Annotated in this window: 12 protein-coding genes; 10 read left to right on the top strand and 2 right to left on the bottom strand. The window is 38.6% G+C overall.

The window, feature by feature from the left end; all coding sequences use genetic code 11:
• Positions 1-7: 7 nt before the first annotated feature.
• Entirely contained in the window at positions 8-1,408 is a 1,401-nt protein-coding gene (locus tag RV15_RS07270) for an MFS transporter (RefSeq protein ID WP_071877396.1), read from the bottom strand.
• Positions 1,409-1,410: 2 nt separating this feature from the next.
• The gene (locus RV15_RS07265; protein ID WP_071877395.1) at positions 1,411-2,607 is read right to left on the bottom strand and encodes a M20 family metallopeptidase; all 1,197 of its coding nucleotides are present in this window, start codon (positions 2,605-2,607) and stop codon (positions 1,411-1,413) included.
• 187 nt (positions 2,608-2,794) lie between these two features.
• On the opposite strand from RV15_RS07265, the gene RV15_RS07260 reads away from it, so the two are divergent.
• The 10 genes from RV15_RS07260 (at position 2,795) to RV15_RS07215 (ending at position 17,445) form a co-directional block, all read left to right on the top strand.
• Positions 2,795-5,131 carry a helix-turn-helix domain-containing protein gene (locus tag RV15_RS07260; protein WP_071877394.1) on the top strand — a complete coding sequence of 779 codons (2,337 nt, stop codon included), beginning with the start codon at positions 2,795-2,797 and terminating at the stop codon, positions 5,129-5,131.
• An 83-nt stretch (positions 5,132-5,214) separates the two neighbouring features.
• A complete protein-coding gene (locus RV15_RS07255; protein ID WP_071877393.1) occupies positions 5,215-5,688 on the top strand; it encodes a glutathione peroxidase in 474 nt (157 codons plus the stop codon).
• A 388-nt stretch (positions 5,689-6,076) separates the two neighbouring features.
• A complete protein-coding gene (kdpA, locus tag RV15_RS07250; RefSeq protein ID WP_071877392.1) occupies positions 6,077-7,759 on the top strand; it encodes a potassium-transporting ATPase subunit KdpA in 1,683 nt (560 codons plus the stop codon).
• 19 nt (positions 7,760-7,778) lie between these two features.
• A complete protein-coding gene (gene kdpB / locus RV15_RS07245) occupies positions 7,779-9,839 on the top strand; it encodes a potassium-transporting ATPase subunit KdpB (protein ID WP_071877391.1) in 2,061 nt (686 codons plus the stop codon).
• A 75-nt stretch (positions 9,840-9,914) separates the two neighbouring features.
• Entirely contained in the window at positions 9,915-10,445 is a 531-nt protein-coding gene (locus RV15_RS07240; RefSeq protein ID WP_071877390.1) for a potassium-transporting ATPase subunit C, read from the top strand.
• A gap of 98 nt (positions 10,446-10,543) precedes the next feature.
• Positions 10,544-13,198, top strand: coding sequence for a sensor histidine kinase (locus tag RV15_RS07235; RefSeq protein ID WP_071877389.1), 2,655 nt, complete (start codon positions 10,544-10,546; stop codon positions 13,196-13,198).
• Positions 13,199-13,202: 4 nt separating this feature from the next.
• Positions 13,203-13,889 carry a response regulator transcription factor gene (locus RV15_RS07230; protein WP_071877388.1) on the top strand — a complete coding sequence of 229 codons (687 nt, stop codon included), beginning with the start codon at positions 13,203-13,205 and terminating at the stop codon, positions 13,887-13,889.
• Positions 13,890-14,102: 213 nt separating this feature from the next.
• The gene (locus RV15_RS07225; RefSeq protein WP_071877387.1) at positions 14,103-15,224 is read left to right on the top strand and encodes a glycerate kinase; all 1,122 of its coding nucleotides are present in this window, start codon (positions 14,103-14,105) and stop codon (positions 15,222-15,224) included.
• 256 nt (positions 15,225-15,480) lie between these two features.
• Positions 15,481-16,161, top strand: a complete 681-nt coding sequence (locus RV15_RS07220; RefSeq protein ID WP_071877386.1) for an ABC transporter ATP-binding protein — start codon at positions 15,481-15,483, stop codon at positions 16,159-16,161.
• Positions 16,162-17,445 carry an ABC transporter permease gene (locus RV15_RS07215; protein WP_071877385.1) on the top strand — a complete coding sequence of 428 codons (1,284 nt, stop codon included), beginning with the start codon at positions 16,162-16,164 and terminating at the stop codon, positions 17,443-17,445. It abuts the gene before it with no gap.
• Positions 17,446-17,571: the final 126 nt, after the last annotated feature.

Below are 17,571 nucleotides of genomic sequence, written 5' to 3'. Positions count from 1 at the left end.
TCTCTCCTTATACTTGTTTTTCTTTTGGAATAATAAATACGATTGAACCTAAGGCTAAAACGCAGAAAAGAATATTTGTCAGTAAGCCAAATGTTGCGCCTTGTGTATAATTCCCACCAGCACTAAAGCCATTGTAAACCGCAGCAGAAATCGCGACTCCTAATGCGCCACCAAGCGAGCTGGCCATTTTATAAATCCCAGAAGCGACGCCGGCTTTTTCATTTGGTACACTGGAAATCGCTGTGTCGGTAGAAGGTGTTGCATACATGCCAAGACCCATTCCGAATAGACTATAGCCAATAAAAACTAGTATGAAATAGGCCGAGCCAGTCACCATCGTTAAAGCCATCAAACCAACACCTGTACCAGAAAGAATCGTTCCCCACAACATTGGTTTTTTCGCACCGATTGTTTGCAATAATTTTTCGCCAATCCGGATTGTGATCAAGACTAGGCACAAGTAACCGATCGATAACATCCCTGTTTTAGCGGAAGACAGACCACGTCCTTGTTGGACATAGGTATTGATAACAATCAACGTACCAGCAACAGCATTTAATAAGAAATTAGAAATGGTTGCGCCGAGATAACCGCGGTTTTCAAATAAAGCAAACTCAACGAAACTATTATCGATTGCTTGTTCCACTTTATAAAATGTGATCAATCCAATGATGACTACTACAGCTAAAATAAGTACGATCGGACTTGTCCAACCAAGTTCAGAACCTTTAGAAACGACAACGTTTAAAGCAACCATTGAAACGATAAATAAAAGCAAGCCAATTGAATCGAATTTACTATTACTATCGCTGGTAACCTTACTTTCAGGTGTCCCAAAAATCAATAGCGCACTACAAATCGAAACAATAATCGAAAAAATAAAGACATAACGCCAACCTAAAGAACTGGCAACGGCACCGCCAAAGAATGAACATAAACCAGAACCGCCCCAAGAACCGATCGACCAATAACTTAACGCTCGTTGCCGATCTTTGCCTTCATAATACGTTTTGACTAAGGCCATTGTTGCAGGCATGATACACGCAGCTGATAATCCTTGTAAAATTCGACCACCAATAAATAAAATAGGGCCGTGTGTAATGACTAAAGCCGCTGAGCCAATAACACTTAAAATAAGACCAATATATGTTAATTTCATTCTGCCTAATTTATCTGCTAACCCGCCAGCTACGACGATAAAAATACCAGAAAATAAACCAGTCATGGAGATTCCTATGTTTAAAACGCCAGCGGAAACCCCTAAGTCACTTTGAACGGCTGGCGCCATATTTAGTAAAGATTGGGCAAACAGCCAATAAGTCAAAACGCTTAAAACGATGCCTATCAGTAATTTGTTTGTCCCTTTATATGTTGCAGCATCTGCTGCTGTATGTGTTGTTGCTTTCATGATTAAACTCCTTCAGATAAATAATGTAGAACAGCTGCACCCATTGATTTTGCAGCAATTAATAAACAATCTTCGTCAATATAAAATTTTGGATGATGATGTGGATACATTGGTGTTCCCTCTTTATGCGCACCTACGAAAAAGAAACAGCTTGGTCGTTCTTTGGCATAATAAGCAAAATCTTCAGAAGGTGTTTGTGGACCGCATTCGACCAATTGCTTCACTTCTGGAATGTGCGCTTCGCTCAATGCTTTAGCAACCATTTCAGTGGTTTTGGCATCGTTGACACATACTGGATAATCATTGGCATAATCGAGTTCATAGCTGATGCCGAATGTCTGGCAGATACCGTCTAGAATTTGTTTGAATTCTTTTTCCACGATTGTCCGAGTTTCTTCTTTCATGATCCGCACATCGCCTTCTAGTGTGACAGAATCTTTGATAACGTTGGCTGAACCTTTGCCGTCAAATGAACCGATCGTGACAGTTGCAGTATCAAAAGGATCAATTCTGCGACTGACGATGGTTTGAACGGCTGTGACAAATTGAGAAGCTGCTACGATCGTATCATTCGCATCTTGTGGTGTTGAACCATGTCCGCCTTTTCCTTGCATCACTACTTTAAAGGTTGCTCGACCAGTATGAACGGATCCTGGATGATAAAGAACGTCGCCAAGCGGCATTAAGCTCATTACGTGAATCCCTAAAACATGATCCACACCGTCTAAACAACCAGCTTCGATCATTCCTTTAGCACCACCAGGCGGTACTTCTTCAGCAGGCTGGTGGATGACACGAATCGTTCCAGCTAATTGCTCTTTTAATTCGATCAGTGAAGCGGCTAAAATCATCATGTACGCTGTGTGCCCGTCGTGACCGCAAGCATGCATGACGCCAGCCTTTTTAGATGAAAAGGGGAGGCCAGTATCTTCTTGAATCGGTAACGCATCAAAATCTGCTCGAATCGCTAAGACAGGTCCTTTTTTGCCACCATGAATATCAACTAAAATACCGTTACCGCCGCCTACATTCGTTTGAACCGTACAATCTTTTCCAGCGTAAAAATCAGCAATATATGTTGCTGTTTCAGTTTCATGAAAAGATAGTTCTGGATTCTCATGAAAATGTCGACGAATCTTGATCATATCTGCTTCTTTTTGTTGAAGCTTCGTAAATAATTGAGTACGTAAATCATCCATTTAAACTGCTCCTTTCAAATACACTACATATTCTATGCTTAATTAAAAACTTCACAAGGTTAGAAATTTCTAAATATCAGAAGGCACTTTTGGACTATGGAGTTTAGAAAGTAAAAGATTGGTGAACGAACGATATTTTCCTTTTGCGTGTTATAATGAGAAGGAAATAAACAAAAGAGGGGAAAAAATGATTGTAAACGAAAATTATCAGATCGATTATCGACAGTTACAGGTCGAAGAAAGTGCATTTTGCAAAGAAACAACTATTTTGATCGTTCTACAAGGAAGTATGGGGATAACGTTGGAAGAGTCGACGGATCAAGTAAGCTCGGGAGAAATAGTGGTAATTAATACAGGAGAATATTTTCTTTTGACACCTAATACAGCAGCAAACTGCTCTTATTTGAGATTAAGCATTAATAGCGTGTTCTTTGCTGCCCAATTTCCTGCTTTTTTCTATACACACTTTGAGTGTCGACCTATTCAAAAAGAACACGGAAAGATGCATGCAATCGCTGCTTTGAGAAGACAAGTTGCTGAATTATGCTTAGTTGAATTTAGTGATGATCCTTCAAAACGACTTAAAATCACTTTATTTTTAACGCAAATCATTTTGTCTCTTGTCCATCATTTTCAAAAAGAAGAGGTCACAGACTATCATCCTTCTGACAATCAAAAATTAAGAGAGATTTTAGAATTCATCGAGGAACATTATCATGAAGGTATTTTATTAGCTGACGTAGCAGATCAATTTTTTATGTCGGAATCCTCGTTGTCGAAGTTTTTTAAGAAAGAAACCGGTGACTACTTTTCTCATTATGTGCGCACTGTTTGTGTCAAGCATAGCTTGTCTGAATTGCTGTATACGAAAAAAAGTATTGAGCAAATTGCTTTGGACAATGGTTTTAGCAATAGCAAGACTTATCGGCAACACTTTAAAAAAATCTTTAACGATTCTCCCACCAGTTACCGGTCATCTCACATAACGGAAGCGAAAATACCTCAGAAAAGCAAGCAAACGGTTAAAGCAACTGAGCTTCAAATCAAAGAGATCTTAGTACCGTTATACAGTTATATGCAAATGGGGTTGGAAGAATCACGCCCGTCAGAATTAACGCTAAAGACAAAACAGCTGTATATTACGACAGAGCAAATTGAATCTGAGTATGTAAAAAAAGACGTAATCATTCATGTTGGTTCGTGGGAAGTTTTAGGCTCTAAGAAAATTCAAAGGGAAATTCTGGATATCAAAAAGCAAATTGGGATCAAGTATATCAGTGTCCAATCGTTGTTTACGCAAATTCCTTTATCTGTACAGATCCATCAGGAAGCTGGGATGAATTCCTTTCCCGCTTTTGAACAATGGGACTATATTTTGGCCTTCTTAGAAGAAACACAGCTAGGTATTTTTTTTCAGTTATCTCTTGTTGAATTTAAACAACTCAGTGTTAGAGTAAAAGAGATCTGCCGTAAATTTTTTCGACATGTTCAAAATAAATTTGGGACAAAAATGACTGAACAGTGGAAGGTCAATTGTCTATTTAAAGATCAAGCTCTTGTGGAATATTATCCTGAATTTTTAGAAGTCAAAAAAAGTCTATTTGAGATCTCGTCTAAAATAGCGGTAGGCGCAGAAATTCCGTTGACTGATCCATTTTTTGAGCAAAAGAATCCAGAACAAATACGTTTTTTTTGCGAGACGATTGCGAAAAAATGCGATTTTCTGTCTTTTTCTGCCGAGCCTAACTACGTATTTCAAAATTTAGATAGCACTTTTCCTGATTTGAAAAATTATCATCAATATGTGTTGAATAAAACCTTGTATATCAAGCATTTGTTAAAAGAATATGAACTCCAACTACCGTTGTATCTTACGGAATGGAACACTTTGACTGGGATGACGAGAAATAGTAATGGAACCTTCTTTAGAGGGGCGATTATTTTAAAAGATCTCTTAGTCTTGGATACCTTGGTGGACGGTTTCGGTTTTTGGCTGAATATTGAATTGTTTGAAAAACAAACACAAGATCGACCACTAAAAAATGATGGCTTAGAGCTATTTCATTTTTACAGTGGAAAAAGACCCGTCTATTTTTGTTTGTGGTTAGCTAGAAGGATGGCAGGGTTGGTCTTGGCACAAGGGGAAGAATACCTGTTGACTTATCTGGATGGTAAGTATCAGTTATTATTGTTTAATACAAATTATTTTGATCCTCATCTTTCTTCAGAAGAAGCTTTTCTTAAAAGTCAGGCTGTGGCTTTTGAAATTGAATTGGCAAATATTAAACCAGCAAATTATCAGATTAAACAAATCGACTTTAATCGGCATAATGGCGCATTATTTTATACGTATGAAGAATTTCGTAACGCAGATACACTCGACTTAGAGACGCAAGAATATGTTGTAGAAGGCACTCGACCTAAGATCAAAGTTTTTGATACTCAAATTAATGATCTCTTTAATTATTATGCGATGCTAGATACAAATGGCATTGTACTGCTAGAATTAACGCCGATTTTATGATAAATCAAAGGTCGTTTCCTTGACGAAACGTATTCTACTGGCTACTATTTAGTTAGACAGGTAACTTGAGAGGAAGAAGTAGAATGAGTATTTATGATTATCAAGTGAAAACGACAAATGATGAGACCATTTCGATGGAAGATTACCGTGGCAAAGTACTCCTGATCGTAAATACAGCGACAGGTTGCGGATTTACACCTCAATATGAAGGCTTAGAAGAGTTATATAAAAAATACCGTGAGCAAGGCTTAGAAATCTTAGATTTTCCTTGTAATCAATTTGGGCACCAAGCACCTGGAACCAATCAAGAAATCAGTGATTTTTGTCAGTTGACCTATCAAACGACGTTTCAAACATTTGGAAAAATCGATGTGAATGGCGAGAATGCAGATCCATTATATGAATTTTTAAAAGGTGAAAAAGGTGGACTTTTAGGTGGCGCGATCAAGTGGAACTTTACGAAGTTTTTAGTGGATCGTGACGGCAATGTAGTAAAACGCTTTGCACCGACTGTGGAGCCTGAAAAAATCGCCGGAGATATTGAAAAGTTACTGTAGGAAAGTTTTTTTAGCTATCAATAATCAGCTCATGGTATAATTTATTCCTGAAAAAGAACATAAAGAGTAAGCCCCAGAAGAATTTGGTTCTTCAGGGGCTTTTTTTGCTAATGTTGCTATTCAGTTGTGCGACAGCAACATAAAATACTTAAAATTCGGAGTAAATTCATTTTTTTACGGATGTTCTAGCAGGGACAAATTGAAACCCCTTACTAGTATAAAGATCGTATAAAGAACCAACCCCAACTTTAACACTATCTTTATATAAAATTTGATATGCTAATCTCATCAAATGAAGGAGAGGAATTTTGATGACGATTATTACGGGAATTATCGCAGGACTACTGCTTATTTATTTATTTTACCAACTATTTTGGGGGGATCAACAGTGAGTGCAATTATTATCCAACAAGCTAGCTTTTTCATCGTCTTGATCGGTTTAGCTGTTCCAATCGGTTTTTATATCCATAAAGTGATGACCAATCAAAAAACGTTCCTGACAAAAATCATCAACCCAATCGAAACGAAGATCTATCAATTTCTAGGAACGCCAGCCCAAAAAGAAATGACTGCTAAGCAATATGGCTTAAGCGTTTTGTTTTTCAGTTTCTTTTCGTTTGTTCTTTTGATGGCAATGCTTTTAGGACAAGGTTTTTTACCATTAAATCCAGAAAAGCTACCGGGCACTAGCTTTTCATTAGCATTTAATACTGCAGCAAGTTTTATTACCAATACCAACTGGCAAGCTTATGCTGGTGAAGATACGTTATCGATCTTTACACAAGCCTTTGGACTAACCGTTCAAAACTTTGTATCAGCAGCTGTTGGGATTGCCGTGTTGTTTGTTTTGCTTCGTGGCTTTACCAATCGGACAACGAAGCAGATTGGCAATTTTTGGCAAGATTTAACGAAAATTATTTTATATATTTTATTACCGATTTCTTTTGCCGTTTCTCTGCTCTTGATTTCTCAAGGCGTTGTTCAAACATTTGCTGGTTCTGTTGAAACGACCAGTTTAGAATTAGGGCAAAAAATCTTTTTACCATTAGGAACTGTTGCTAGTCAAGTCGCGATCAAACAATTAGGAACCAATGGTGGTGGCTATTTTGGCGCCAACTCTGCTCATCCTTTTGAAAATCCTAATTTGATCAGTAACTTTATTGAAAATATTTCGATACTCATCATTCCAGCAGCGTTGATTGTAGCTTTCGGCCTATTCGTGAAAGACTGGAAACAAGGCAGAACAATCATGATCGTTTCATTGGGCTTTTTGATTGCAGCCTTAATCGGTGTGACTTTGAGTGAATATTATGGACCTCAGTTTAATCATGTGATCGGTCAAATGAATCTGGAAGGAAAAGAAACACGTTTTGGCATTGGTTGGTCTGCTCTTTGGGCAGTCAGCACGACAGCTGCTTCCAATGGTTCCATTAATGCCATGCTGGATAGCTTTACACCACTTGGCGGGTTGATCCCAATGTTCCTGATGCAGTTGGGCGAAATCATCTTTGGCGGTGCTGGCAGTGGACTTTATGGGATGATCGTTTTCATCTTGCTAGCTATCTTTATTGCTGGTTTATTGGTGGGAAGAACGCCAGAATATTTAGGGAAAAAAATTGAACCTTTCGATATGAAAATGGCTTGTCTGGTGATCTTGACACCATTGTTGCTGACCTTAATCGGAACGATGTTGTTTATTTTGAACCCTCAAGCAATGTCATGGCTAAACAATCAAGGGCCGCACGGTTTTTCTGAGATTCTTTATGCGTTTTCATCTCTAGCTAACAATAACGGAAGTGCTTTTGCAGGTCTGACAACAGATACAACATTCTTGAATATATTGGGAGGCAGCATTATGATTCTTTCTCGGTTTATCCCGATGTTGGCTGTAATCTATTTGGCTTCCAATTTAGGGAAAAAGAAAATCGTAGCAACAGGATCAGGAACACTATCAACGACAAATGCAACATTTGTTACGATGTTGATCATTGTGATTTTAGTCATCGGAGCATTAAGCTTCTTGCCATCTATGGCATTAGGACCGATCGCAGAACACTTTATGACAAAATAAGGTAAAGAAGGGGAAACAAGTGAAAAATACACAAAGTAAGCGCCATGTTTATATTGATGCAGTTCGCTCGTCATTTAAAAAATTGGCCCCAAACATTCAAATAAAAAATCCAGTCATGTTAGTTGTTTATCTAGGTGCGATTTTAACGACGATCCTATATGTTCTAACATTCGTTGGATATACAGATACGGAACCATTTTTTATCTTAGCGATCGCGATTATTTTATGGCTGACGATTTTATTCGCTAACTTTGCTGAAGCGATTGCTGAAGGTCGCGGAAAAGCACAAGCGGAAAGTTTAAAGCAAGCAAAAAAAGATGTCATAGCGCATAAAGTTGCTTCAATAGAAGAAGCGAAAGCAAAAAAATTCACACAAATCAAATCATCAGAATTGAAAAAAGGCGACCTTGTTTATGTAGTAGTCAACGAACAAATTCCGATGGATGGTGACGTGATCGAGGGCGCAGCTTCAGTGGACGAAAGTGCTATCACAGGTGAATCGGCTCCGGTGATTCGAGAATCTGGTGGTGACCGCAGTGCTGTTACGGGAGGCACAACCGTTGTTTCAGATTATTTAGTGATTAAAGTGACCGCTGAAAATGGTGAATCCTTTTTAGATAAAATGATTTCCATGGTTGAAGGAACTGAAAGGAAAAAAACACCGAATGAAATTGGGCTACAGATTATTTTGATTATGCTGACAATCATTTTTCTAGTCGTTTCAGCAACCTTACTCCCATTCACAAAGTTTTCAAGTGAGTTAGTTGGTAACGGTTCTGCTTTAGCTTTAACAACGATCATCGCCTTACTCGTTTGTTTAGCACCAACAACCATTGGTGCGTTGGTTTCTTCTATTGGAATTGCTGGAATGAGCCGCTTAAACAAAGAAAATGTGATTGCTATGAGCGGACGTGCGATTGAAGCCGCTGGTGATGTTGATATTCTATTATTAGACAAGACAGGAACAATCACGTTAGGTAACCGTCGCGCAAGCGAATTTATTCCAGTCACAGGTGTAAGTGAATTTGATTTAGCAGATGCTGCGCAATTATCCTCTTTAGCGGATGAAACAGCCGAAGGACGTAGTATCGTCATCTTAGCGAAAGAAAAATTTGATATCCGCGGCCGTGAATTAAATCATGTTGAAGTTGAATTTATCGAGTTTACAGCCAAAACCCGGATGAGCGGTATCAATTACCAAGGGGACGAAATCCGTAAAGGCGCAGCTGATACGATGAAAAAATATGTAGAAGAAAAAGGCAATAAGTATCCTGAAGAGTGCGATGTAATCGTCCGACGAGTCGCTAATGAAGGCGGAACACCGCTAGTTGTGGTTAAAAACAACCAAGTTTTTGGCGTAATCTATTTAAAAGATATCGTAAAAAATGGTGTGAAAGAAAAGTTTGAAGATATGCGCAAAATGGGAATCAAAACAATTATGATCACAGGAGATAACCCAATGACAGCCGCCGCAATTGCGGCTGAAGCCGGCGTTGATGATTTTCTAGCAGAAGCAACCCCAGAAAATAAAATGAGTTTGATTCGTGACTATCAAGAAAAAGGACACTTAGTCGCAATGACAGGTGATGGTACTAATGATGCGCCAGCATTAGCTCAAGCTGATGTTGCTGTCGCCATGAATACAGGAACGCAAGCCGCAAAAGAAGCAGGGAACATGATCGATCTAGATTCTAGCCCAACCAAATTGATCAGTATCGTAAAAATAGGGAAACAATTATTAATGACACGCGGCGCCTTGACGACCTTTAGTATTGCCAATGATATTGCAAAATATTTTGCAATCATTCCAGTCTTGTTTTTCAGTATTTATCCCGCTTTAGATGCCTTGAACATCATGAAATTGACGAACCCGACCACAGCGATCTTATCAGCGATCATCTATAATGCTGTTATTATCGTAGCGTTGATTCCTTTAGCCTTAAAAGGCGTGTCGTATAAAGAAAAACCAGCAAGTAAAATTTTGAGTCACAACTTACTTGTGTATGGATTAGGTGGTGTCATAGCACCATTTATCGCGATTAAACTAATCGATATCGTTTTGACCTTCATTATGTATTGACAGAATGATTCACAGGTAAACAAGATACGAAATTGAAAAAATTGGTGCTCATTTTTTTATAGGAGAAGAGGACATATGAAAAAAATAATGATAGCTTCACTAAAAAGTATTTTACTATTTACTGTGCTCTGCGGTGTGATATACACCGCAGCAGTTACAGCAGTCGGACAAGTTCTATTTCCAGCCCAAGCTAATGGTAGTCTGATCAAAGAACAACAAGCTGATAAGACCGTTATCCTAGGCTCAAAATTGATTGGCCAGTCCTTTACGGAAGAGAAATACCTGCACGGACGCCCGGATCAGGTCAGCCAGTTATCACCTGTTTCCAAAGAACAACAAGCTCGTGTTAAAGAACGAGTACAAAAGGCTGACACAAAAGAAGTGCCCATCGATCTGGTCACAGCGTCAGCAAGTGGCGTCGATCCTGAAATCTCAATAGAAGCCGCAATGACTCAAGTTGAGCGAATCGCAGTTGCCAGAAATATGAAAAACACGCAAGTCCGTGCTATAATCAAACAAAATACCACTGGACTTAAAATCGGACCAGTTGATTCAAAACGTGTGAACGTATTAGGAGTCAATCAATTATTAGATGAGTCTGAATAACTGGTGGAATCAGAAGAAAAAGCCCCTCCATTTCAAGCGCCTATAGCTTGGAGGCAATCCCTTCTGTTTCAACCTCTGAATAAAGGATGGCATGACAAGTGGAAGATGAACGCTTAGATCCAGAACAGCTATTAGAAAAATGGAAGAAAAACGAACAAAGCCTGAGGTCTGGTCGACTGAAGGTTTTCTTCGGTTATGCGGCAGGTGTAGGAAAAACCTATGCCATGCTAAAAGAAGCCCATGAACAATTGACAGAAGGCAGAACCGTCTTGGTGGGCTATGTAGAGCCCCATGCTCGCCCTGAAACAGAAGCTCTAGTGGCAGGTTTACCCACATTACCAACAAAAAAATACAACTATAAAGGGATCACGATCAATGAATTTGACGTAGATGCTGCCTTAAAAGCAAAAGCAGATATTATTCTAGTAGACGAACTCGCTCATACAAATGCGATCGGTGCTAGAAATAGAAAAAGATATCAAGATATTGAAGAACTGCTAAAGGCTGGTATTGATGTATATACAACAGTCAATGTCCAACACATTGAAAGCCTAAATGATGTGGTGGAACAAGTCACTGGCATTCATATTTCTGAAACGGTACCAGATACATTTTTTGAAATCAGTTCATTAAAAGTTGTTGATATTGAAACAGAAGAATTATTGGAACGGCTAAAACAAGGAAAAATTTATCATTCAGAGAATGCTAAAAAAGCAATGGCTAATTTTTTTAAATCCGACAATTTAACGCTACTAAGGGGTTTAGCAATCCGCAAAGCGTCAGATCATATCAATACAACCAATCAGCAAGAAACACAAAAGAATACAGGGATCCATTCCAGATTATTAACGATCATTGATGAAAAAAATCCTGATATGACAAAAAAATGTTTACGCTGGACTGCTCGTTTGGCCCAAGCGCTTGGTACTGAATGGATCGCCTTAGAAATCCTAGAAGATATGTCTGAGCATTCAGAGTCCGATAATTCCAAACTGGCAACAAAGCTTGGTGGTGAAGTAGTCACCTTAGAAAGTGACAATCAGCGAGAAACGATCATTCAGTATGTAAAAATGCGAGGTGTGACAGACCTAGTAATGGGTAAAATTATCAAGCGATCACGTTTTATCCGTCTGTATCGACCCGATTTGGAAGATGAACTCGTTTCTTTTATTCCAGATGTGGATATTCATTTAGTCCCTTATCAATCATCTAAATATTTATTAAATAACTATACTACTAAGAAAAAGAATTTAAAAAATATTTTTACGTGGAAAGATTTTTACATGACCCTAGGGCTACTAGCCATCGCTACACTACTATCTGAACTAGGTTCCTATTATCATATTGGGGATCAAAATTTGATTTTGATTTATATTTTGTTTGTGCTGCTGGTGGCTCGGGTAACGACAGGTTATTTATGGGCAGCGTTAGCCTCGATTGTCAGCGTATTGATGTTCAATTGGTTCTTTGTAGAGCCACTTTATTCACTGACTGTCTATAAACAAGGCTATCCAGTGACCTTGATTTTTATGCTTTTGGTAGCATTATTAGTCAGTAATTTAATGATGCAAATCAAAAAACAAGCTTTTTATGCTATGAAACGTGAACATCAGTTAGAAATTTTATATGAATTGAATAAAAAGTACCTAGTGACCCATGACCAAAAAGAAATCTTGTCGACAACGGCCGAATATTTATCCAATATGTTGGATCGAGAAGTGGTTTTGTATGGCGAACCAGAATTAAAAAATCCAGCAGGAGCGCCCATTAAAGGACCTCTAAGAAGCTTAGAAGAGTTAGCTGTTGCCAATTGGGTTTTTGTGAATCAAAAAGAGGCTGGCTATGGGACAGACACGTTGATGGGGGCGAAAGCTCTTTATTTACCTGTGTTATCAAATGGTGTTACATTAGCTGTGATCGGTATCGAAAAAAGCAAAGAAACTCCAATTACAGATGAAATCATCAGCTTTTTAGAATTGATTTCCACCCAACTTTCTCTGGCCATCGAACAAAATAAATTGACATCAGAGCGTCAGAAAATTTTATTTGAAAGTGAAAAAGAGCGGATGCGGGGGAATTTATTACGGGCGATTTCTCATGACTTGCGGACACCTTTGACTGGAATTTCTGGTTCTGTTGAAACGATTTTAAATGATCGTGAGACTGCAAAACTTCCAGATGAAACCAAGCGTAAACTACTTACAGGCATCAAAGAGGATGCCGATTGGCTGATTCGCATGGTGGAAAATTTATTATCAATCACGCGTATCAATGAAGAAACCATGAAAGTTGCTAAAAGCAAAGAAGCTGCAGAAGAAGTAGTTTCTACAGCGATTCAACGCATCAGAAAAAGCTATCCGAAGAGTGAAATCAACGTAACTTTACCAGAGGAATTTGTATTAGTGCCGATGGATTCGATCTTGATCGAGCAGGTGTTGTTTAACTTGATGGAAAATGCGATCCGGCATTCAAAGAGTGACTCGCCCATTTTTGTGACGGTCACTTTAAATGAAAAAGAAATCACTTTTGAAATAGCCGACCAAGGGAAGGGCTTGACCACAGAGCAACTCAAACTATTGTTTAGTGGAATGACCAAACAGAGTACGCCAGTTGATTCTAAGAGTGGTATGGGAATCGGCTTGTCGATTGTCAAAACGATCATCATGGCTCATGATGGCACTCTAAATGCTGGGAATAGGCCCCAAGGAGGAGCAATTTTTACATTCACTTTACCACTGGAGCGAAAGGAGTAAAAAAATGGCGACGATTTTGATTATTGAAGACGATGATGTAATTGCTGAATTTATGGGCGCTGTTTTAGAAAAAGAAAAGCATACGATCCATTTGGCTCATTCAGCATTAGAGGGATTGTCAACATTTCGGATGTGGTCGATGGATTTGATTTTACTTGATTTGGGTTTGCCTGATCAAGATGGGATCGAAGTGTTGAAAAAAATCCGTGAAACATCTGCGATATCGATTATTATTATTTCTGCGCGAGATCATGAAAATAATAAGGTCGAAGCGCTTGATTTAGGAGCAGATGATTACATTACAAAACCATTTGGCACACCTGAATTACTTGCCAGGATCAGGACAGCCATGAGGCATGCTACAAGTAATTCCAGTCCTCAAAGTGAACTGAAGAAGATCAATAACGGTGATTTATGTATTGATATAGAGCATCACACAGTCAGTAAACAAGGCCAAGTGATCCACCTAACACCAAACGAATATAAGATCATCCAAGTGCTTGGTGAAAATATTGGCAAAGTGCTAACACATACCTATATCTCTCAAAAAGTGTGGGGACCATACAGTAATGAAAGCCAAACACTTAGAGTCAATATGTCGAATATACGCAAGAAAATTGAAGATAATCCCGTTGAACCAGAATATATTCTAACTGAAATCGGGATTGGGTATCGTATGCTGGAAAAATAGTATGCATCAAAAGTTGGGGATAACAGCTTTATTTCCGCGTGATCGAAGCGAAGCCCTGCTAACTATGTATTAGGATTTTTAAGGACTGAGGTTTAACTTTATGAGTTATGTCTTAGTCCTTTTTTTGATGAAACACTAGCAGTAATAGTACGTACTAAGAGTCAAAGGATGGTAAAATAGACAGTATCAAGGTAGCACGATGGAGGGTAGAAGATGAATATTGTAACAGCTATTGATTCAATGAAAGGCTCGCTGTCTAGTATTGAAGCGAATCAAATCGTCGCAGAGGTCTTTACAAAACAAGGGCATGTTGTGAAAGAAGTAGCTATCGCAGACGGTGGTGAAGGGACCGTGGCGGCTGTCGTAAAAAATAGTGGCGGACAGCAAATTCCTGTACAAATAAAGGCGTTAGATGGACAGTTGGTCACAGTCGATTTTGGTTGGTTTGAATCTCAAAAATTAGCTGTGATCGAATCTGCTGCAGCTTCAGGCATTCAATATTTAGATGGTACGGAAAAGACCCATCCACTAAATACGTCCTCTTATGGTACTGGAGAGCTGATTTTGGCTGCCATGGAGCAAGGGGCTAAAACAATCGTTGTCGGGCTGGGTGGAACTGGGACAGTAGATGGCGGAATCGGTTTATTGAGCGCTTTAGGGGTTGAATTTTTTGATCAAGCTGGACAACTGTTGCCAGCTAAAGGAAGCAGCTTAGGCCAAATCACTCATTTTTCAGATGAACATTTAGAATCACGTTTAGCAGAAATCACATTTTTGATTGCTTCAGATGTTGCGAGCCCATTGTTAGGTGATTCAGGTGCAGTCCACATGTTTGGCCGTCAAAAAGGTTTAACGGAAAATGAAGTAGACAAATATGAGTATGGCATGAAGAATTATCAAAAAGTAATAAGTGGGGCTCAAGATGATTTTTCAGGAGATGGTGCAGCTGGAGGTCTTGGCTTTGCGATCAGGGTATTTTTAAAAGGAGTCTTTTACTCTGGCTTTGAGTTTATTTCAGAACAAACAGACTTAGAACAAGCGATCGAACAAGCTGATTTAGTCATTACTGGCGAAGGGCAGATGGATGTTCAGAGCCTTCAAGGGAAAGTACCGATTGGCATTGGACGGATTGCAAAAAAATACAATGTACCAGTGATCGCATTTGTAGGCAGTTTTAAAGGCGATCAAAAACGATTTAGTGAAGAGGGGGTTTCAGTAATCGTACCAATCATTGATCATATAACAACACTGGATGAAGCGATGATTGAAGCTAAAACAAATTTATATAAAGCAGTACAGCGTACATTAGATATATTGTTATTGATGAAGGAATAGGGGAATAGTTCAATTTGTTTTTGTTATCAAAAAGACTGAGAAACAATGCTTGTTAGCGTTAACAGCTGATAGGTGTTGTTTTTTTATCAACCTTAAGTCCGTAAAATATAGGTCTTAGGTACCATGACAAGTTCGCTGAATTACCGCAAAATAGTAAGAGAAAGAAGCAGGAAGGAGCACATGAAAAAGAGGAATTAGGTTTGTAAAATAACGAAGAAATGCAGAATAAAGCGATAGAATTAGTGGAGGGGAAAACATGTCTGTAATTGAAGCAAGAAATATAAAGAAAAGTTATGGCCGTAATGAATCAAAATTTGATGCATTAAAAGGTGTAGATCTGAAAATTGAAGAAGGAGAATCCGTTGCGATCATTGGAAAAAGCGGATCAGGCAAATCGACATTGATGCATATTTTAGCATTATTAGATCAACCAACTTCAGGAGAAATTTTATTAAATGACCAAAATGTAACGAGTATTAGTAAAAAAGAGTTGGATAAAACGAGAAACAAACAATTCGGTTTTGTTTTCCAACAATTTTTCATGAACCCAAAAGATACCGTTTTAAATAATGTTATGTTGCCATTGAAAATCGGTGGTATTTCAAATAGTAAACGTAAAGAAATGGCGCTTGAAGCACTGAAAGCTGTTGAATTAGACGATAAAATCAACAATAAAGCTAACAACTTATCTGGTGGTCAAAAGCAACGTGTGTGTATTGCGCGAGCTCTAGTCAATAACCCTAAAATTATTTTTGCAGACGAACCTACAGGAAATCTGGATTCGACAACAGGGGATAAAATCGAGCAGCTATTATTTGATTTGAACAAAGAAAAAGGGATCACGCTGATTATTGTGACGCATGATCCAGAACTTGCAGCACGCTGTGATCGTCAAATCCATGTACGTGACGGATTAATTGTGGGAGGGAACGAGTAGATGAAAGTTAGTGATATTTTAAAATCAGCCAGTTCAAATTTGATGCGTAATAAAGGGCGGACGATTTTAACGATCGTAGCCATTTTTATAGGAGCATTTACGATTTCATTGACAACAGGTGTCAATATCGGGGTCAATGATTATATCGATAAACAAGTCGGTAGTGTGGGTGGTCAAAATCAAATCATGATTCAGCCAAAAATGAGTGGAGCTACTGGTGAGGAAGGCGAGCCACAAAAATATGATGAAGACCAAAAGACAAGCTCAATGCAGCAGCAGGAAGCTTTAGATAGCAAAGATCTTGAGAAAATTAAAAAAATTGATGGGATCAAAAATGCGGAAGCAATGAAATCCGTTGCGACAAGTTATATTTCAGGAAAGAACAATGAAAAATATGTCTTTTCAGGAATGCCGATGGTAGAAGAATTGAATGTAGATCTTGAAGCAGGCAAAGGACTTGATCAAAAGAGTTCGGAATTTCAAATCAATTTAGCACCTGAATATGTAAAATCTTTAGGTTATAAATCAAGTGAAGAAGCAATTGGTAAAACAATCAAACTTGCAGCACCTTCTGCTGCCACTGGAGAAGAAAAAACAGTTGAAGCGACCATCGTTGGTGTACGTAATACTAGTTTAATCCAAGGCGGAATGTCTATTTTGAACCGTTCGCTTGTGGATGAAATCTCAAAAATCAACGAAGAAGGTTTACCAGAAGCGATGACTGGCCAATATGGACTGATCATGGGTGAAATGAGCAAAGATGTGACAAAATCAGAAATCGCAGATGTAAAAGAACGTTTAGATAAAGCGGGCTATATGGGACAAACGGTTGAAGACCAAATCGGTATGATCAGAAATGTAATCAATGCGATCACGGGTGTCTTAACGATGTTTGGTGCGATTGCATTATTAGCGGCAAGTTTTGGAATCATCAACACATTGTATATGTCAGTGCAAGAACGGACAAGAGAAATTGGTTTGATGAAAGCGATGGGACTTAGCAGCGGCAAAGTCTTTACAATTTTCAGTTTTGAAGCCGCGTTGATTGGATTTTTAGGTTCCTTATTAGGTATTTTAGGAGCAGTCGGAGCAGGTGCGTTGATCAATCAAATCGCAGCTGACTCATTCTTGCAGTCATTAACTGGCTTTACCTTGATTCAATTTTCACTATCTTCGTCCGCTGTGATTATTTTGATCATTATGGGAATCGCATTCCTTGCTGGAACATTGCCAGCCAGAAGAGCAGCGAAACTAGATCCAATCGAATCATTGCGTTATGAATAAGCTATAAGTAAAAGATAAGAACAAGACGTTCAGCGTTTTGTTCTTATTTTTTGTAAGCATATTTTTTACCTAAATGAGAAATAAGGAGTATACTGAGTTCACATTTTGTTTAAAAGACGGAGGAAT

It is taken from the genome of Enterococcus silesiacus, assembly GCF_001886225.1.
Lineage (GTDB): Bacteria > Bacillota > Bacilli > Lactobacillales > Enterococcaceae > Enterococcus_L > Enterococcus_L silesiacus.
Note: the sequence above shows the minus strand (reverse complement) of the source record. Positions and strands in the feature narration are given on the sequence as shown.

Excerpts from the sequence above, each read along its gene's own strand:
- RV15_RS07270 (WP_071877396.1), bottom strand. The coding sequence starts at position 1,408 with ATGAAAGCAACAACACATACAGCAGCAGATGCTGCAACATATAAAGGG.
- RV15_RS07265 (WP_071877395.1), bottom strand. The coding sequence starts at position 2,607 with ATGGATGATTTACGTACTCAATTATTTACGAAGCTTCAACAAAAAGAA.
- RV15_RS07260 (WP_071877394.1), top strand. The coding sequence starts at position 2,795 with ATGATTGTAAACGAAAATTATCAGATCGATTATCGACAGTTACAGGTC.
- RV15_RS07255 (WP_071877393.1), top strand. The coding sequence starts at position 5,215 with ATGAGTATTTATGATTATCAAGTGAAAACGACAAATGATGAGACCATT.
- RV15_RS07240 (WP_071877390.1), top strand. The coding sequence starts at position 9,915 with ATGAAAAAAATAATGATAGCTTCACTAAAAAGTATTTTACTATTTACT.
- RV15_RS07230 (WP_071877388.1), top strand. The coding sequence starts at position 13,203 with ATGGCGACGATTTTGATTATTGAAGACGATGATGTAATTGCTGAATTT.
- RV15_RS07225 (WP_071877387.1), top strand. The coding sequence starts at position 14,103 with ATGAATATTGTAACAGCTATTGATTCAATGAAAGGCTCGCTGTCTAGT.
- RV15_RS07220 (WP_071877386.1), top strand. The coding sequence starts at position 15,481 with ATGTCTGTAATTGAAGCAAGAAATATAAAGAAAAGTTATGGCCGTAAT.
- RV15_RS07215 (WP_071877385.1), top strand. The coding sequence starts at position 16,162 with ATGAAAGTTAGTGATATTTTAAAATCAGCCAGTTCAAATTTGATGCGT.